The organism is Streptomyces sp. NPDC043878 (genome assembly GCF_056435735.1).
Genome location: NZ_JBWKDW010000014.1, coordinates 70,836 through 89,387, shown reverse-complemented (window position 1 = coordinate 89,387; position 18,552 = coordinate 70,836). Strand labels below are relative to the sequence as shown.

The following is an 18,552-nucleotide window of genomic DNA, read 5'->3' as shown; positions in this document are numbered from 1 at the left end:
TACTCCCCCCCCCCCCCCCTCCCCCCCCCCTCCCCCCCCCACCCCCCCCCCCCCCCCCCCCCCCCCCCCCCCCCCCCCCCCCCCCCCCCCCGCGCCTGTTCGGCCGCTCCGCCCCGAGGGGCGCAGGCGGGTCAGTCCTCCGTCGTGGCCGACACGGACGGCGCGGTCTGCTCCGCCGCCGCGGTCTTCTTCGACGCCGACTTGGCGGCCGTCTTGGCGGTGGTGGTCTTCGCCGCCTTCTTGGCCGTCGCCTTCTTCGCGACCGTCTTCTTCGCCGCGGTCTTCTTGGTGGCGGCCTTCTTCGCGGTCGCCTTCTTGGCCGTCTTGCGGGCGGCCGTCTTCCTGGCCGGAACCGCGTCCTCGGCCGTCTCCGCGACGGCCGGGACCTCCGCCGCGGCCGGCGCGTCCGCGGCCGGCGTCTCCGCCACCGACGGGACGACCACGACGGCCGCCTCCTCGGACGCGGTGGGCGCGGTGGCCTTGCGGACGGCACGGCGGCGCGGGCGGGCCGGGGCGGCGCTCTCGGCGGGCACCCCGGACTGCTCGGACTGCTCGGACTGCTGCGCCGCGACCGGCTCGGGCTGCGGCTGGGCCACCGGCACGGTCTCGGCGACGGTCACCACGGCGGCCTCGCTCCCGGCCGGCGAACCGGCGGGCGCGGACACCTTGCGGGTGGCACGGCGCCGCGTACGCCCCTTCGGCGCCGCGTCCTCGGCGACCGGGGCCTCGACCTGCGCGACCTCGTCGGCAGCGGCTTCGGCGACCGGCGCCTCCACGACCGGGTCCTCCGCGGCGGCCGGCGCGGCCTGCGCTCCGGCGGCCGTCCCGGGCAGCACCGGACGCTCGGCCTCCTGCTCGGCCGTGACGTCCTGAGCGGTCGGGGCCGCCGGCGTCTGGTCCCGGTGCGGAGCCTCGTACCGGCTGTCCTCGCGCCTCGGCGCACCGGCCGGAGCCGACGCCCGCCGACTCGTCCGGCGCCGCGAACGGCCCCGGCCAGCCGCGGCCTCCGCCTCGGCGGCGCTGCTGTAGAGCTCCTCGTCCGGGAAGAACTCGGGCGCGGGCAGCGCCCGGGGCTCCGCGGCCTCGGCGGCCACCTCGGCCTCGTCCTCGGTCTCCTCGGGGACCTCCAGGGTGTCGACGTCGGCCACGGCCTCGTGCTCGTGCACGTGTCCGTCACCGCCACGCCCGCGCTTCTTGCGCTTGCCGCCGCCTCCGACGGAGGACGGCTGCTCCATGTGCACGATGACACCGCGGCCGTTGCAGTGCACGCAGGTCTCGGAGAAGGACTCCAGCAGGCCCTGCCCGACCCGCTTGCGGGTCATCTGCACGAGCCCCAGCGAGGTCACCTCGGCGACCTGGTGCTTCGTACGGTCACGGCCCAGGCACTCCAGCAGGCGCCGCAGCACCAGGTCGCGGTTCGACTCCAGGACCATGTCGATGAAGTCGATCACGATGATGCCGCCGAGGTCGCGCAGCCGCAGCTGACGCACGATCTCCTCGGCCGCCTCCAGGTTGTTCCTGGTGACCGTCTCCTCCAGGTTGCCGCCCTGGCCGGTGAACTTGCCGGTGTTGACGTCGACGACGACCATCGCCTCGGTCCGGTCGATCACCAGCGAACCGCCGCTCGGCAGGTAGACCTTGCGGTCCAGCGCCTTGGCGAGCTGCTCGTCGATCCGGTACGTGGCGAAGACGTCCACCTCGGACGTCCACCGGGACAACCGGTCGGCCAGGTCGGGCGCGACGTGCGAGACGTATCCGTGGATGGTCTGCCACGCCTCGTCGCCGCTGACGACGACCTTCGTGAAGTCCTCGTTGAAGATGTCGCGGACGACCCGGACGGTCATGTCCGGCTCGCCGTAGAGCAGCGTCGGCGCGTTCGAGCTGCCGCCGCTCTTCGCCTTCTTCTGGATCTCGTCCCACTGCGACTGCAGCCGCTCGACGTCACGGCGCAGCTCGTCCTCGCTCGCGCCCTCGGCGGCGGTGCGCACGATGACGCCCGCGTCCTCGGGGACGATCTTCTTGAGGATGGTCTTCAGCCGGGCCCGCTCGGTGTCCGGCAGCTTGCGGCTGATGCCGGTCATGGAGCCCTCGGGCACGTACACGAGGTAGCGGCCCGGCAGGGAGACCTGGCTGGTCAGACGAGCGCCCTTGTGACCGATCGGGTCCTTCGTCACCTGGACGAGCACCGACTGGCCGGACTTCAGGGCGGCCTCGATGCGGCGCGGCCCGTTGGCCATGCCGAGCGCCTCGAAGTTGACCTCACCGGCGTACAGGACGGCGTTGCGGCCCTTGCCGATGTCGATGAAGGCGGCCTCCATCGACGGCAGCACGTTCTGGACCTTGCCCAGGTAGACGTTGCCGACGTACGAGGTGGCCTGCTCCTTGTTGACGTAGTGCTCCACGAGGATGTTGTCCTCGAGGACACCGATCTGCGTCCGCTCGCCGCTCTGCCGCACGACCATCACGCGCTCGACGGCCTCGCGCCGGGCCAGGAACTCGGCCTCGGTGATGATCGGGACGCGTCGGCGGCCCTGCTCGCGGCCCTCACGGCGGCGCTGCTTCTTGGCCTCCAGGCGCGTCGAGCCCTTGATGGACTGGACCTCGTCGGAGAACTCGGCGGGCCTGCGGGGCTCGCGGACCTTGACGACGGTGCGCTCGGGGTCGTCGGACGACGTCGGCTCGCTGTCGCCGTCGGAGCCCGAATCACCCGAACGGCGGCGACGGCGACGGCGGCGACGGCTGCTGCTGGAGCCGCCCTGCTCGTCCCGGCTCTCGTCCGTGTCCTCGTCGTCCTCGTCGGCTTGCTCGGCGGTGTCCTCGGAGTCCTGACCGGTCGCGACGTCGTCGGAGTCCTCGGTGTCCTCGGAGTCCTCGTCACCGGCGGCCTCGGCCAGATCGCCACGGCGACGGCGGCGGCCGCCACGGCGGCGACGGCGGCGCGAGCCGGTGTCCTCGTTGTCGTCGCCCTCGACGTCGGCGGAGTCCTCGTCCGGCTCCTCGACGTCCTCGGGCTCCTGCTCGGCGACGACCTCGGCGACCGGCGCCTCGGCCTCCTCGCCGGCAGCGGCACCGCGGCGGCGACGGCGACGGCGGCCACCGGTCTCCTCCTCGACGGCCTCGGGCGGCTGGGCGACCACGGGAGCCGCGGGGGTCTCGTCCGGCTCGACCTCGACCGCCTCGGCGGCGGCAGCGGCGGCGGCGCGCTCGGCCGTCTGGAAGACGGGTGCCTGGAAGACGGCGACCGCGGGCCGCACCGGACGGCGCGGAGCGTCGGCGGCGGCCGCATCGGCGGCGGGCTTCGGCGCGGAGAAGCCACCGGCGGCCTGCCGGACGGCCCGGCGGCGCGCACGACGCGGGGCGTTCTCCTCGACGGCCTCGGGCTCGGGCTCGGGCTCGGCGGGGGTCTCGGCGGCCTGCGGGGCGGCGACGGCCGCGGCGGGCGCGGTGTCCTCGCTCGCGGTCTCCTCGCTCGCGGTGGTCTCGGCGGGCGTGGTCACCCGGCGGGTGGCCCGACGGCGCGTCCGGCGCGGCTCGGCGGCCTCGGCGTCCGCGACGGGCTCGCTCACCGGCTCCGCCGGGGCGGCGGGCTGCTCGGCGGCGGCCGGGGCCGCCTCGGCGGGCGCCGTCGTACGGCGGGTGGCACGACGGCGGGTGCGACCGGCCGGCGCGTCGGCCGGTGCCTCGGCACTCCCGACGGCGGTGGTGGCGGTGTCGGCGGGCGCCACGTCCGCGGCCTCGGGCGCCGCGTTCTCCGCGGCCTCGGCGGCGGCGGGCGCCGACACTCGCCGGGTGGCGCGACGACGCGGGCGGCCGGCGGAGCCGGACTCCTCGACGGCGGGCGTCTCGGTGGCCGTCTCGGCGACGAGCTCGGCCGGAGCCGGGGCGGCGGCAACCACGGTCTCGGCGGCCTCGGCGGCGGGCGCCGACACACGCCGGGTGGCGCGACGACGCGGGCGGCCGGCGGAGCCGGACTCCTCGACGGCGGGCGTCTCGGTGGCCGTCTCGGCGACGAGCTCGGCCGGAGCCGGGGCGGCGGCAACCACGGTCTCGGCGGCCTCGGCGGAAGCGGGCGAGGCGGTCGGCGCGGACGCGCGGCGGGTGGCACGACGGCGCGGACGGCCGGCCGGTGCCGTCTCCTCGACGGGCGCCTCGGGAGCGGCCTCGGTGAGCTCCACGCTCTCGGCGCTCTCGTCCGTCACGAGATCGTCGGACTCCGCGGCCGGTATGGCCGCAGCGGTGGTCTCCGCCGGGGTTCCGGCGCTGCCGGCGGGCGGTCCCGCCGGCCGGGAAGCGGCCCTGCGCCGGCGACGCGGCGGCAGGGTGTCGCTGGGAGTGTTCTGTTCGGAACCCTCGGTGGGTTCGGTCGGTTCGAGCATGCGGGCGTTTCTCCCGTCAGGCTCCCGGGCTCCGCGCCTGGTCCGGCGGTGGGGCCGGTGACGTCCGCGGCTCGCGCGATGCGCGGTGCCGCCGTCCGGGGCGCGATGGCCGCACGGGAGCTCTCTAGTGTCCTGTCTCGCCGGTTCCGTACGCCGAATGCGGACGGCCTGGCGAAAGTCTTGTGGTCGGTGCGCTGCCCGACCCAGGTGGCTCCCGAGTACCAGGGCGGCGCTACGACATCTGTCCCTGCGCGGAACCTTCCTTACGCCGGCGCTTTCGCGGCGGCAGTCACAACGACCGTGGATTGCTCGGTCGGCGCTGCCTCGCGGTCGGGCGCGAGCGGGTCGGTCACCGCTCCGGTCTCTTCATCGAACAGCCCCTGCGCCAGCCTGGTCACCCCTGCGGGGACCGGCGGCGCGAGGTCGGCCACGGCGCGAAGACCGGACAGGACGTCGTCGGGTCGAACGGCAGGCGTCACGTGCCGAACAACCAGGCGCAGTATCGCACAGGGCTGGTCCGTCGGCCTATCAGCCTGTGCGTCACGCGTTTCCAGGTGCGCGACGGCGGGGCGGGCGTCGAAGGTGCGCATGCCGTTCTTGGCCATCCGCTGGACCTCGACGGTCTCGGCCGCGTTGAAGGCGGCGACCGCTCGCTCCGCGTCGGCCGCGTCCACTCCGACCAGCCGCAACTCCCAGACGGAAGCCGTGAGCCGGTCGGCGAGACCCGAGGTGCGGGCCTCGACCGCCTCGATGACGTCGAGCCCGGCGGGCAGCGACTCGTCGAGGAGGACCCGGAGCTGTTCCGGATCGCGCGCGGCGGTGAGCGCGATCTCCAGGTACTCCGCCTCACTGCCCGTGCCGGTGGGTGCGGCATTGGCGTACGACACCTTCGGATGCGGCGTGAACCCCGCCGAGTACGCCATCGGCACCTCGGCACGGCGCAGCGCACGCTCGAAGGCGCGCTGGAAGTCACGGTGGCTGGTGAACCGGAGGCGGCCGCGCTTGGTGTAACGCAGTCGGATGCGCTGCACCGCGGGTGCGGGCGGCGGGCCTTCGGGCTGTCGCTTGCCCAGTGTCGTTCAGTCCTTCGTGAGAGCGGTCGTACTTCCTTCCAGAATACGTGTACGCGGCGCCGGAGGTTCCCGCCGGTCCACCGCCCCGGGCGGCCGCGGTGCGCCGAGGAGCAGCCGCCGGATGTCGGCCCGGGCCTGCCGGACGGACTCGCGGGCGGCGCCGAGCGCCTGCGCGGCGGCCCGGCCCACCGCCCGCGCGGCCCGGCCGGCGGGCCGCAGCACCAGGTCACGGACGACATGCCCGACAGGTGTCAGGACCGTCCGGTACACCCACCGCACCGGCTCGACGAGGATCCACCGCAAGAGGGTCGCGAGGAAGCGTCCGACGGCGAGCGAGAGGTGCCCGGCGACGCGCCAGGCGTGCCCGAGCGCGACGCCGACCTCGCGCCCCACCACGAGCAGGACGCGCCCGACGGGGACGAGGACCCAGCGCCACAGGGCGGACGCGGGCAGCACGAGCGCGATCCGGGCGAGCCAGTACAGGACGAACCCGGCGCCGATGACGAGCCCGCGCACCACCCACGCGACCGCCCGTCCCACGGGCGCGAGCACCCACGCGTACAGCAGTGCGGCGGGCACCGCGAGGAGATACCGCGCGAGCCACGCCAGGACGGTGTACGCCCCGGCCCCGAGGCCGGTGAGCGCCCACAGCAGGACCTGTCCGACCGGCGTCAGCACCCGCGCGTACACCACGGCGAGGCCGTGTCCGAGCGGGGTCAGCACATTGCGGTACAGCCAGACCAGAGGCAGGACGATCAGCACACGACCGGACACGACCAGACCCTTGCCCAGCGGCACGACCACGTACCGCCACAGCCCGGTCAGGGGCCACACGAACACCGCCCGCAGGGCCCACACCAGGGCGCGTCCCAGCGGCCGCAGCACCACGTCGTTCAGCACCCGCCCCGCGACGACGAGCAGATCCCACACCATGCGCACCGGCACCACCAGCACGAACACCACGATCCGCACCGGCATACGGATCGCGACGACGAGACACCCCTCGGGATGACGCCCCGCCGGCGACGGCTTCTCAGAGTCCATACCGAAGGAGACGCCCGAACCACCCGGCCGGATGCGCGGCACGAGCCTCCGACCGGATCGGCCGGGGCTCGTCACATCGGCGGGGCGCCGCGGGCACTCAGTGCGTGTGCCCGCTCCCCGCCGGCTGTTTGACCGTCAGCGGGAGGAGGGTCTTGCCGGTGGGCCCGATCTGGATGCTGGTGTCCATCGCGGGGCATACACCAACAGCTCCAAATCCAGTACCGTGCCCCCATGGGAACTCGAAGCAGGAAGCGAAACTCAACTCACTTACCCCAGTACGAAGTTGAGACCGAGTGGACGACGGCCGACCTGGCCGTCCTGGAAGACCTGAAGAGAGCTGAGGCCCTGCTGCCCGACGACGCCCCGCGGGCGCTCCTCTCCATCCGCCTCTCGGTCCTTACCGACGAGACGACCTCCCCCGTCCGGCAGGAACTCGATCTCCGGAAGCTGGCCCTGGAACGAGGCCGCCGGGTCGTCGGAGTCGCCAGCGACCTCAACGTGTCGGCCACCAAGGTCCCGCCTTGGAAGCGCAAGGAACTCGGAGACTGGCTCAACAACCGCGCGCCGGAGTTCGACGAGATCCTGTTCTGGAAGCTGGACCGCTTCGTGCGCCGCCTCACGGACCTCAGCAGCATGATCGACTGGTGCATGAAGTACGGGAAGAACCTGGTGTCCAAGCACGACTCGATCGACCTGACCACCACGGCGGGGAAGCTGATGGTGACGATCATCGGTGGCATCGCCGAGATCGAGGCGGCCAACACAAGCACACGGGTCACAAGCCTGTGGGACTACGCCAGGACACAGACGGATTGGGTCGTCGGCAAACCGCCCTACGGCTACGAAACGGTGGAGAACGAGCACGGCAGGGTCGTGCTCGCCATCAATAAGGACGCGTACAGGGCACTGCACTGGTGCCGCCGCGCCGCCCTGAGGCCGAAGCCCGTCTCCGCGCGTCGCATGGCCAGGGTGCTCATCCGTGCCAACCTCTGCGGGCCGGGCCTGACGACATCAACCATGCTCCGCCGGCTCAGGAACCCCGGTCTCATGGGATACCGCGTCGAGGAGAACAAGGCGGGAGGCGTACGCCGCTCGAAAATCGTCCTGGGCAACGACGGGAAGCCCATTCGAGTGGCGGATCCGATCTTCACGGAAGAGGAGTTCGAGAGCCTGCAAGCAGCCCTGGACCGACGCGGGAAGAACCAGCCCACCCGCGCCCCCGGCGGGGCGACGAAGTTCCTCGGAGTCCTGCTCTGCTTCGACTGCGGCGCCAACATGGTGGTCCAGAAGACCAACCACAAGGGCAGGGCGTACGAGTACCTGCGTTGCGGCAAGTGCAGGAGCGGAGGTCACGGCGCGCCGAACCCTCATCTCATCTACAGCCAGTTCGTCGAAGACGTGCTCAAGGTTCTCGGGAACGACCCCGTCATGGTGCGCGAGTACCGCCAGGGCGCCGAGGCCCGCAAGGAGCAGAAGCGTCTTGAGGAGGCCATCAGCTACTACATGGCCGGTCTCGAACCGGAGGGGCGCTTCACTAAGACGCGCTTCACGAAGGAACAGGCCGAAAGGACCATGGACGACCTGATCAAGCAGTTGGAGGCCATCGACCCCGAGTCGACCAAGGACCGATGGGTAGCCGTGCACAACGGCAAGTCGTTCCGCGAGCGCTGGGAGGAAGGCGGCATGGAGGCCATGGGCGCCGATCTTCTCCGGGTGGGCGTGAAGTGCACGATCAAGCGGACCAAGGTGAAGGGCGTACGGGCCCCGCACATCCACATGAAGCTCATGATCCCCAAGGACGTGCGAGACCGCTTGATACTCAAGGAAGACGACTTCGCGGAAGCCTTCTGAGACGGGACACGTCACGGCCAAGTACGGCCGGCCCAGTAGGTATGGCGAGACGGCTGCTCGTGTCACGAGAACCACGACGCCGGATCAAACGGTTCTTCCGTCCCGTCGTCGTGCACGATCACGATCTCGCTCTGGATCCCGGTGCCTGTACCGCTCTCTTCTTCCTGCGGCGAGGGCAAAGGACTGAAGTGTTGGTTGCACGGCTGGGAAGGAACCGTTGTCAGAGCCATCCCCCCTCTCGCTGCGCCTCCACTGCAAGCCGCCGAGACTCCGCAAGGTCATCGGCGACTCCGGTTGCGATGAGGGCCGCGCCGGGCGAGTGGCCAGAGCCGACATAGCGCCAGTTCCGGTCAGTGACCACCTCAGGGAAGTCGTCGTGGCCCATGTGTTGGGCGCGCTCGGCTCGAAGGGCCGCATAGGTGGTGGAGTAGGCGCGCGATTTGGTGAGGATGTGGCCCCGGTACCCGAGCGTGTGAGTCCAGGCCCGGAGGCGCAGAGGCTCGTACTCGGGGACGCCGCCCAGACGCCAGCAGGCGCGCATGAGGGTGCGGACATGAGCGCTGACTGGGGTCGTGGCGATCTCGGCCCAGGTGGTGAGCGGGTGGTCGAGGCCGGCACCGGTCTCGCTGGCTCCCTTGGAGACGTACTTGGCGACGTACGCGGCTACGGCGTCATCATCCGGACCGTCGCCGCCGTTGTCGGCGTGCAGAGGCCGGGCGTCGATTTGCTCGCCCCAACTCAAGACCATTTCACCTACGGCCGGGCTGTGCGGTGTCTGGACGCGGACGCGCCGGGCAGACGCGCGTACGGCTTGGATCAGGACGTCGGTGGTGGCCCACGTAGGGGGCTCGTCGCCCGGTCCGGCCGGGCCATCGAGGCGAACGACGGTATGGATGTGGACGGCCGCCCGCTTCTGGTACTCGGCGACGCGGGCGAACGAAAGCCGGGCGTGATCGGCGAAGCGGGACTGTACGAGGCCAGCCGAGGAGGCCAGGCGCCGCCGGACGTCGATGACGAAGCGGTCCCACAGCTTCGAGGCATGGCCGTGCCAAAGGACGTGCGCTGTGTAGTCGTAGCAATCGGGGCAGAGCGGTTGGCCGACGACCGGGGCGTCTGACCCGTGGGGGGTACCGCAGCCGAGGGGGCGGCCGTGCTCGCAGGAGCGGCCGTCACGGCGGGGCCGACATGCCTCGCCCGACCGATGGACCGGCCCGAAGGAGGGAGCGGTCAGGGTGACGAAGAGCCGAGGCCGGTGTCGCACTGCGGCGGGTACGTTCTTGCCGCCGAGGAGGCCCGCGCGGACGAGCTGGAAGGTGTCGCCGGCGTGCAGTCGGGAGCAGGCCGGGCAGACCGTGGCGCGGCGGTTACGGCAGCGGACGAGGAGGCGTTCACCGGGTTCTTCGCGGGTGTCGTAGTGGCGGAGGATCTCGCCGGTCGTGCCGTCCACGCTGGTGGTCGAACCTGCGAGGTGGATGGGGTGGGCGCAGCCGCCGGTTGCGGTGATCTGTTCCAGCCAGCGGGGGAACTTGGGGTCTTGGGCGAGGCGGATGGCGTCACGGTCGGTTTCGGGGAGCTGACGCAGGCGCGCCGCGCGGTCGAGGGCGGCGCGCCTGTCAGCCGGGGTGTAGTCCGGGGTGATGGTGGTGACCTTCCGGGGTGGGCCGCCGTAGCGGCACGGATGGGGGTGGGTGGTGCGAGGTGGGTCATGGGGACCACTCCGTTTCGTGATCAGGAAGTGGTGCGGGAGTTCAGCGGATGGTGCCGGTGCCCCGGCAGACGCGGCAGCGCCGCAGCCGTCCGGTCCAGGTCTTACGGGCGCCGTCGCCCTTGCAGTGCGGGCACCTCACGCGAGGCATAGGCATGGTCAGGTCCTTTCTGCTCAGGTGTGGGAGAAGCCGCTGATGACCCAGGTCACGAGCCCGTGGATGGTGAAGATCACCGGGGTCTGGCCGAGGTAGACGCCGAAGAGGCCGACGCAGATCGCTTCCCAGGCGCGCACGTCACGGGAGCGGACGAGGAGGACGGTGATGATCCCGAAGATCACCGCGAACGTGAACGCCGTACCTTCGCTGATCACTTGCTGTCTCCTTCCAGCGCGGCGAGCGCGCAGCCGACGAGGGGCAGTTCCGGGGTCATCGCGGAGTACTTCCGGGCCGTGGCCACGGCCTCATCCGTCGGGGTGAGGTGGGAGCGAGCACGGCTCCAACCACCGTCCGGACCGGTGCACACGGCCACGCCCCGCTCCCCCGCTGTGATGGCTTGGGCGACGGCCACGGCGTCCTTGTTGAGGTCGCCGAGGGTCATTTCCGCCGTGCCGGGGTCGTTGACCCGGTGGCAGATCCGGCCGCCGAGCTGGGCGCGCAGCGCGGTGACGCCGGGGCCGAGGTCGGAGCCGACGCGTTGGCCGGCCACGACCAGGTGAATCCCGAGCGCGGCACCGAGCTGGGCCAGCCGCAGCAGGAGCGTGGAGCACTGTTCGGCTTCCGCCTTGCTCTCGCGGGTGCCGTCGGACAGGTACAGCTCGGCGATCTCGTCGACGAGGACGACGACCGGGACCGGCCGGAGCTTGTCCGGGAGCTCCCAGATGGAGCGGACGCCGGCCGAGCGGCAGGCGCTCATCCGCTCCTGCATGTCGACCACCAGGGCGGCGAGCACGGCCACCGCCTCACGACGGGAGGTCGCCAGCGCGCTCAACCGGTCAGCGAACAGGCCGAGTTCCATGCCGCCCTTGCAGTCGATGCCGACCAGGGCGATCCGCTGTGTGGCGAGTTGGGTGATGAGTCGGGCAAGCAGAGTGGACTTTCCGGACCGGGTGGCCCCGGTGATCAGCCAGTGCGGCACCAGGCGCAGGTTCATCACCCAGGCGCCGCCAGTCTCCAGTGCGCCGATGAGCGCGGAGAGGAGTTCGGCCGGGGCCGTGGCTAAGCCCGGCCGCTGAAGCGGGTCACTCGCCATCGCGGTCAGCAGCACGAGGCCGCGTTCCGGTGAGGTGACTCGCACGGCGTGCACCTTCCACGCGTGCACGAAGGCGTCCGCCGCCTTCAGGTACGTCGCCGGGGTCTGGCCCGCGTGCAGCCGTACCACCAGCGTCAGACCCATGGGCGTGGCGCGCGGGAAGGAGCACCGCGGAGCCACCGGCCGCACCGGGTCGCCCTTGACCAGCAGGTGGCCGACGAGCGTCCGGGCCGGAAGCCGCGAGATGGCGAGGTCGTTGAGGACGGCGACGCGCCGCCAGGTGAACAGCACCCTCCAGGTGGTCATGGGGTAGCCGATGAGGTACCAGTGCCAGAGCGGACGGTGCCGGCGCACCAGGTCCCCGACCACGAGCATCCAGGCCAGCACGGCCAGGGCGAAGGCGAGCACGATCGGCCCCATCACGCCTCACCGCCCTTGCCGTGCGCGGCGGTGGCGCGGACGGGTGTGATGGCGTCGGCCCGGAAGCTGACGCCGTGGCGGTCGCCCATCGCCCACATGAACGCCATCAGTCCGGTGACCTTGACGATCTGTCCTTCTTCGATCCCGGTCGGCTCACCGCTGACGGCGATCTCGATGACCGAGATCCGCCGCCGGTCCTGCCGGACGGTGACCGCCACCGTGTAGACGGGATTGCCGTCCCGGTCCTTCTTCACCTCCTGTGTCTCGGAGTTGCTGATCTTCACTTCCGGCGCGATGGCGCACCGCAGTACGCCGAGCCGTGCCGTGTCCACGGGAATGGACTGCATGATCTTGGCCTCCTTGGCCAGTCACGACGCCAACCTCATGCTGACGTCACTCGTCCTAACGAGTTATGAGTGTGGAGCGCTGTACGGCAAGAGAGCAACTACTTATGCTGACGAGTGATGTCGCGCGTGCGACGTCCCTACGACCTCAACCCGTCGGAGAAACCGAGATGTCGGAGATCCAGCGCCCCGGAGCCCTCTACCAGCAGGTGGCCGCCGCCATCCGCGAAGCGATCCTGTCGGGCGAGTTCGCACCCGACTCGCTGCTGCCGTCCGAGGCCCAGCTCATGGGCCGCTTCAGCGTCTCCCGCCCGACCGTGCGCAACGCGGTAGCGGCACTGCGCGCGGAAGGACTGATCGACGTACGCCACGGCAAGGGCAGTTTCGTACGCTCCGACGGACACCCCGCCCTCACCATCGAACGCCGGATCAGCCGTAGCGCCGACGGCAAGTTCGTCATGCCCAACGGCGACGTCTGGCAGGAGACCGAGGAGCCCAGCTCCTATCGCACGCACACCACGAAGGTCACCGGCCGGCTCCTGCACCTCGGCGAGGAGGAAGCCTTGTTCGGGTGCGACCGGCTGCTTTTCGACCCGGGCACGGGCACGCGCGCGATGCACCGCACCCTGATCCCGTTCCAGGTGGCCGAAGCGGTTCCACTGCTGGCCGAGGAGCCGTGCAAGCGGCCAGCAGCGTTCTACCGCCTGCTCACCGATGACGGCCACAAGCTCACCTGGTCTGAGACCGTGCGGGCCCGCATGCCCCTGCCGGACGAACGCACTGCGCTCCAGCTCCCCGACGCGACGCCGATCCTGCACCTGGCCCGCGTCACCCACGACACCGACGACCAGCCCCTGATCCTCGAAGAACTCCGCATCAGTGCCGACCGCGCCGAAGTCACCTACCGGATCACCGCCGACAAGCAGCCCACACGACGCACCCGAGCCTGACCGGCAACCCTGATCGGTCGAAACAGTCTTCACTTCCTCAAGGGCGCGCCTGCGGCGCGCCGGGTCGCCCGGCCGCCCCGGCCGGGCGTGCGGCGTGACCGCCGGTCCCGTCCGGTCGCCGGACGCCCCACACCGCAGCACGCCTGAGGAGTCGAGGCGACGACCGGCCGCCGGAGGCCGAAGCCCTCGGGGCCAGGGGTCGCCGGCCTCCGGGACTTTAGGCAGCCACCATGGGGCGAGCCTCGAAGAACAGGGGGCCCATCGGGCACACCAGCGGGCAGGTCCAGTACCTGCCCGATTCGCCGGGCGAGCGTAAGGCCCCCTGTTCACTCGCCCCATGGCAGCTCCCGCCCAAAGTCCCTCCAGCCGGCGACGTGCCCAGGCGCACCGCTCATCAGCGGAAACGCCACTCACTGCGCACCCCCGTCGGCGAGTACCTCAAGCAGTTGGGCAAGCCGGTCCATGGCGTCCGGCGAGCCCACCAGCCGTACTACCCCGCGCCCGTCCTCATCCGTCGATGCGACCGCACGCACCGCCGACAGCTCATACCCCGCACCGAGCAGTGCCCGGTTCAGCCGGTCGGCGGATGCACGCGCCACGCGCCAGCCCGCCACGTAATCGACGCCATGCACCCACAGGCCGGACTCAATACCCGTGACGTCGTTCAAACCGTCACTGAGCCAGTCCTCACCCGAACCAGACACCTTCGCTCACCCCGACCTACTGGATCGTCAACTCACGCGATTCCAGGGTCAGTAGCGACGCAGCACTACGACCCCGGTACCATCTGGCACCGGGGATCGCAGTGTCCCCAGCCGGGCCACCCTTCGCTTTCCAGGGCTGATGGGGTGGCCCGGTCTCGGTATGAGGTTGTGAAGCGCGGCCCCTCACTCGGGGGCACAGGGGAGAACACCCCGAAGAGGGACCGCGCCCCTTGGCCGGAGTGGTCTATCTCCAGCCGTTGACCGGGCCGTCGCCCCTCCCGATCGCGAGGGAGTGAGCACGGGCGACGCCCCGGAGTTCAGTCGCTCGCTACGTCCTTGACGCTGCTGTCACGATCGAAGCGGCACCAGACCGTCTTGCCACCCCTGTCGTCCGGCTGCCACCAGACCGCCGCAGCCAACCGCTGCACGATGAGCAGCCCACGACCGTTGTCAGGCAGGACCGCCTCCGACAGCTCACCCGCCAACCACTGCGGGAACGCCTCACCGAGAGGAAGGAGCGGGGGTGACGAGTCCTCATCCCCAACGCCGATGAACAGCCACTTCGGCCAGACCTTGAAGGTCACGTCGATGCGCCGGGCCCCGCCCGGACGAGAGAGCCCCTTGTCAGGCAAGGCGTGATTGACCACGTTGCCTACCAGTTCGGAGACGACAAGCCGAGCGTCCTCTACGACTTCCTCGGCGCCCGTGTCTCGGAGAAACACCGTCGTGATATCCCGTGCAACGCGCGCCGTGTCGGGCAGCTCAGCGAACAGCGTCAGCGTCAGAAAGTGCCCGGCGTTCGACGGATCCGGCCCTACGAACCAGTGGGCGAAGGCGTCCAAATCGCGTGCGACCTGATCGGCTTTCCTCGCGTTCATCCCGTACCTCTCCGGGCCGGCTACGACCCTCACGACACCGCTTGCATCACGCAAGCCAGTACACGGGGACACGGGCGCGATCGGGAGCGTTCGCCAGGGGGTCCACATGAACACCGGCGAACGCAAAGGGGGTTCGCCAATGAACCCCCCGGGCGATACTGCTGTGACAGGATGAGCACTGGCCGTCATTCTCGGGTTGGCAGGGGAGCATGAACCGGGAGCCGAACGCGCACTTAGCCGCTGTGATGGACGAAGCCCAGGTCTCGAACAAAGGCTTGGCGCGACGGATGAAAGATGCCGCCGCCAGCCGCGGGATCCCTCTGGGAACCACCCACGTCGCCGTGCAGCGATGGCGAGACGGCGCCGGAATTCAACCGCAGACCGCGTCGATCATGGCCGATGTACTGAGCGTCAAACTTGGACGCCGTATCAGCCCCGGTGACCTCGGCTTCTTCGACCACACGCGGCAGGCAGTTCCACAGCCGATCGGCTACCCGACCACAGTTCCCGATGTCCTGTCGCTCTTCGACGATCTCGCCCAGGAGCGCGCCGACGCGCCCACGACCGCCGATTGGGTCGTCTCAGACGCCGACCTCAGCTCAGCGGTCCTGACATGGATGATCGCCCGCCCTGACGGCATTCAAGCCGACAGACCCGCTCACCAACGTGTCGGCATGCGCGACGTACGGGCCATCAGGGATGCAGCCGCCACGTTCATGCAGCTCGATTTCAAGTACGGCGGAGGCCACGGCCATAAGGCCCTGCGCCACTACTTCCGGCACGAAGTGCTACCGCTACTCGACGCCAGCTACAGCGAGAAGGTGGGCACCGCGCTCTACGGCGCCGCCGCCGAGGTCTCTCAGTTGCTCGCGTGGACCGCCTACGACGCCGGAAACCATCCGCTCGCCCACCGCTACCTCACCTCCACCCTGCGCCTCTCCCAGGTCATCGACGACCGCATGTTCGGCGCCCGCATCCTGGGCAACCTCAGCCACCAGGCCAACTACCTCGGCAATCACGCCCAGGCCATCCAGCTCGCCCGCGCCGCCGTCGAGGGAGCCAAAGGGCGGGCCACCCCGCGAGCCATGGCCAACTACTCGGCGATGGAGGCCCGCGCTCTCTCCAACGCAGGCAACCGCATCGCGGCCGGCCGAGCCATGAACGAGGCGGAGCGCCACTTCGAGCGAGCCGACACGGGCGAGGACCCTGCCTGGCTCAGCTACTTCGACTCCGCGGAACTTATGGGCGAACTCTGCCACTGCTTCCGTGATCTCAAGATGCGCCGTGAAGCCGTAGTGCAGGCCGAGCGAGCGGTAGACAGCACCGATCCGAAGTACGCGCGAACCCTCGGTTTCTGCCGCATGGTGCTGGCCCAGAGCCAGCTACTGAGCGGGGAGCTGGAGGCCGCCGTCACGACCGCGAGTCTGGCAGTGGACGGCGGCGAATCCCTACAGTCCTCCCGCTTTCAGCGCTACGTGGCTGACTTCCAGGCCGAGGTGAGCGGCCACGCCAGAAACCCGGTCGTGGCCGCCTTCAACGACCAGGTGCGCGATGCGATCGCCCGTCTGGAGGACGACGAGTAGCAGCTACCAGGGCCGCCAGTCCCGAGGAGCGTCGTCGTTGCGCAACCCTGCGATGCGCCGGCGGTACTCGGCCGCCGTCTGCTCATCCTCCTGCACGTTCTGCATCAGCCAGGTCGTCATGCCGAACTCTTGCAGGCCGCGCAGAGTCTCGTAGCCGTCCCAGTCGTAGAGGTCCCGTCCGTAGGCGGCTACGAAGTCGGCATACTGCGCATCGGTCTGCCACCCGAGACTGTGATGCTCAACAGCCGTGACCATCAGATCCCACTCGGGGTGATCGAAGCAGAAAGCCTCGAAGTCGATCAGGATCACATGCCCTTGATCGTCCACCATGAGGTTCTGAACGTGGGCATCACCGTGCACCGGCCCCTTGGGCGTCTCGAACCGAAGCTCGGCGTACCTGTCGCGCAGTTCCCTCCAGCGCTTCCGGAGGAATACCTTGTCATCTTCCGGAATCGCAGCCCGGTCCATCCGGAGCTCTTGCTTGTCGAAGGGCTCGAACGAGGGCAGCTCAAGCCCGTCCGGGACTGTCAGGGAGTGCAGCTCCCGCAGGATGCTCCCCAACTCCCCATAGCTCGCCTTCCGGTCGCCTTCAACGATCAGATGCCAGAACGTCACCGGGTGACCATCGATCACGAGTGGCTGCTCAAGATCCTCGACGATGCGAGCGGCAGGGAAACCCTCCCCCGTCAGCCACCGGGAGACAGCCACTTCAACACGCGACTTCGGCAGCCACTCCTCCCCACGGGCCACCCGCACGATCACCGGCACCGAGGCCAGCCGAAACAACGCGTTCTCCCCGAGGCGGAGCAACTCCGCGCCCCCGTAATCGAGTCCCGCAGCCCGGCATGCGGCATGCATCACCCGCGTAGCCCTCGCCGACGTGAACCCCTCTTCCGATCGAGCAGCGTCAACCGCCATGCCCGTACCAGCTCCCCTAGTCGCGCGCGATCAACCAGCGCACGACCTACGGGGTGACCAACCCCGACGTACGCCGGACACGCATCGACCGTATCGAGCAGATCAAGTTCAGGCGAGCCCGCCGCAGTCATGCCGCAGCGGTCGCGGTGGCTGGCACCCACAGCCAAGCCGAGGATTGAACCTCGACCGAGCTGTGTCGTAGCAGCCCTCGGTCGAAGGACCGCGTTCGGTCATTGAGCTGGGCGGATCTCCATCACGAGGTCTCCTCGACCATGACCGTTTTCACCATGGTTCCCGTTGTTCCCCGGTCGATCTGGTGCGCTTGTGGTGCGGCTGTCGCGTCCTCTTTTACCCTGGATCGGCGTTGATTCAGGAGGACACTTCAAAATCAACAGAGCATGGTCGATCGAGTGTGGCTCGTAGAGCTGATTTAAGCACTTCATCCACGCCGGAGGAGTGAAAGTTAGCCAAGGCTGCTTCGTTCTTGAATCTCAAGCGCAATGAGTCGCGATCGAAGTGAATAACCTGTGCGTGGTGATCTAGCATAAGCCATGCGAAGCGGCGCCGCCTCTTCACCTCATCTAGGATCGTTTGCCACTCGATTACCGAATCCGAAAACTGTGGTTCTCCGGCTTCTCTTTTAGGCATAGCGTTCTCATGAGCCACGATGGCGCGACCTCGATCCTCCCTCTCGCTTTTGGTCACTGCATGTGGGGTGCCTTCGTGGTTTGCGACAGGCCATTGCCCGGGGCGTCGTACGGTCACGTTGCCCAATTCGACCACAGCAACGGACTCGCTGGCATGCGATGCCCGCACTTCAATCTGCCACGGGAGCTTGAATGTTTCGCGAATCACATGCTCCAGTTCCTGGTCCAAGGCGGCCGTGCGGTATGTGGCCATAGCGTGGTCGTTAACAAACTCGAGGAGGATCCGTGAGCCGTCGAACTCGACTACCTTGGCGTTTTGGCTAAGAAGAATCCAAGCAAAGCGTCGCCGCCCCTTTAGAGCGTCTAGTACCTTCGGCCAGAATTCTAGGACGGCGCTGAGAGTGCTCGGTGTTACAGTGCGAGGAGGCCGCCGCACTGTGGGCCATGAACCGGGGGTCGGCGGCTTGGGTGCGGGTACCGCAGTGACGGCGTCCGCTGGCTCTCCGGTGAAGTTACTCGCCGGCGGCCATGCACCGGGCCGCAGGTTCGGCTTAGGGGCGTTCGCCGCGTTATTGTTCGGCGTATTCTCTATGGCCGAGGTGGGCCATGAACCGGGGGTCAGCGGCTTGGGTGCGGGTACCGCAGTGACGGCGTCCGCTGGCTCTCCGGTGAAGTTACTCGCCGGCGGCCATGCACCGGGCCGCAGGTTCGACTTAGGGGCGTTCGCCGCGTTATTGTTCGGCGTATTCTCTATGGCCGAGGTGGGCCATGAACCGGGGGTCAGCGGCTTGGGTGCGGGTACCGCAGTG

Annotated in this window: 14 protein-coding genes and 1 pseudogene; 3 read left to right on the top strand and 12 right to left on the bottom strand. The window is 69.7% G+C overall.

From position 1 onward, the window contains the following. Positions 1 to 131: 131 nt before the first annotated feature. The 4 genes and pseudogenes from AC07AZ_RS20585 to AC07AZ_RS20570 form a co-directional block, all read right to left on the bottom strand. Positions 132 to 4,376, bottom strand: a complete 4,245-nt coding sequence (locus tag AC07AZ_RS20585; RefSeq protein WP_478849709.1) for an Rne/Rng family ribonuclease — start codon at positions 4,374 to 4,376, stop codon at positions 132 to 134. 263 nt (positions 4,377 to 4,639) lie between these two features. Then, a complete protein-coding gene (locus AC07AZ_RS20580; protein WP_478849707.1) occupies positions 4,640 to 5,407 on the bottom strand; it encodes a TIGR03936 family radical SAM-associated protein in 768 nt (255 codons plus the stop codon). A gap of 48 nt (positions 5,408 to 5,455) precedes the next feature. Further along, positions 5,456 to 6,493 (bottom strand): hypothetical protein, encoded by a 1,038-nt coding sequence (locus AC07AZ_RS20575; RefSeq protein WP_478849705.1) that lies wholly within the window; start codon positions 6,491 to 6,493, stop codon positions 5,456 to 5,458. Between the two features lie 97 nt (positions 6,494 to 6,590). Next, positions 6,591 to 6,770 (bottom strand): annotated as a pseudogene (locus AC07AZ_RS20570) (hypothetical protein); the annotation flags it as partial. On the opposite strand from AC07AZ_RS20570, the gene AC07AZ_RS20565 reads away from it, so the two are divergent. After that, a complete protein-coding gene (locus AC07AZ_RS20565; RefSeq protein ID WP_478849703.1) occupies positions 6,725 to 8,344 on the top strand; it encodes a recombinase family protein in 1,620 nt (539 codons plus the stop codon). The pseudogene AC07AZ_RS20570 and the gene AC07AZ_RS20565 overlap by 46 nt on opposite strands. Positions 8,345 to 8,564: 220 nt before the next feature. Here the strand turns inward: AC07AZ_RS20565 and AC07AZ_RS20560 are convergent, their stop codons facing one another. From AC07AZ_RS20560 to AC07AZ_RS20545, 4 genes are all read right to left on the bottom strand, one after another. Next, positions 8,565 to 9,926 (bottom strand): replication initiator, encoded by a 1,362-nt coding sequence (locus AC07AZ_RS20560; RefSeq protein WP_478849934.1) that lies wholly within the window; start codon positions 9,924 to 9,926, stop codon positions 8,565 to 8,567. A gap of 297 nt (positions 9,927 to 10,223) precedes the next feature. Beyond that, the gene (locus AC07AZ_RS20555) at positions 10,224 to 10,421 is read right to left on the bottom strand and encodes a hypothetical protein (protein ID WP_478849701.1); all 198 of its coding nucleotides are present in this window, start codon (positions 10,419 to 10,421) and stop codon (positions 10,224 to 10,226) included. Then, a complete protein-coding gene (locus tag AC07AZ_RS20550; protein ID WP_478849699.1) occupies positions 10,418 to 11,719 on the bottom strand; it encodes an FtsK/SpoIIIE domain-containing protein in 1,302 nt (433 codons plus the stop codon). Before AC07AZ_RS20550 ends, AC07AZ_RS20555 begins: the two co-directional genes overlap by 4 nt. Beyond that, positions 11,719 to 12,066, bottom strand: coding sequence for an SCO3933 family regulatory protein (locus AC07AZ_RS20545; protein WP_478849697.1), 348 nt, complete (start codon positions 12,064 to 12,066; stop codon positions 11,719 to 11,721). Before AC07AZ_RS20545 ends, AC07AZ_RS20550 begins: the two co-directional genes overlap by 1 nt. 167 nt (positions 12,067 to 12,233) lie before the next feature. Here AC07AZ_RS20545 and AC07AZ_RS20540 point away from each other — a divergent pair, with 167 nt between their 5' ends. Then, positions 12,234 to 13,013, top strand: coding sequence for a GntR family transcriptional regulator (locus AC07AZ_RS20540; RefSeq protein WP_478849695.1), 780 nt, complete (start codon positions 12,234 to 12,236; stop codon positions 13,011 to 13,013). Between the two features lie 410 nt (positions 13,014 to 13,423). On the opposite strand, the gene AC07AZ_RS20535 is transcribed toward AC07AZ_RS20540, so the two are convergent. Further along, a complete protein-coding gene (locus AC07AZ_RS20535) occupies positions 13,424 to 13,717 on the bottom strand; it encodes a hypothetical protein (protein WP_478849693.1) in 294 nt (97 codons plus the stop codon). A gap of 317 nt (positions 13,718 to 14,034) precedes the next feature. Continuing rightward, a complete protein-coding gene (locus tag AC07AZ_RS20530; protein WP_478849691.1) occupies positions 14,035 to 14,595 on the bottom strand; it encodes an ATP-binding protein in 561 nt (186 codons plus the stop codon). A gap of 209 nt (positions 14,596 to 14,804) precedes the next feature. Here AC07AZ_RS20530 and AC07AZ_RS20525 point away from each other — a divergent pair, with 209 nt between their 5' ends. Then, positions 14,805 to 16,178: a sporulation protein gene (locus AC07AZ_RS20525; RefSeq protein WP_478849689.1), complete on the top strand. Its 1,374-nt coding sequence runs from the start codon at positions 14,805 to 14,807 to the stop codon at positions 16,176 to 16,178. Positions 16,179 to 16,181: 3 nt separating this feature from the next. Here AC07AZ_RS20525 and AC07AZ_RS20520 read toward each other — a convergent pair whose 3' ends face one another. Further along, positions 16,182 to 17,096: a phosphotransferase enzyme family protein gene (locus AC07AZ_RS20520; RefSeq protein ID WP_478849687.1), complete on the bottom strand. Its 915-nt coding sequence runs from the start codon at positions 17,094 to 17,096 to the stop codon at positions 16,182 to 16,184. Between the two features lie 369 nt (positions 17,097 to 17,465). Further along, on the bottom strand, positions 17,466 to 17,972 hold the full coding sequence (locus AC07AZ_RS20515) for a hypothetical protein (protein WP_478849685.1): 507 nt from the start codon (positions 17,970 to 17,972) through the stop codon (positions 17,466 to 17,468). Positions 17,973 to 18,552 lie beyond the last annotated feature (580 nt).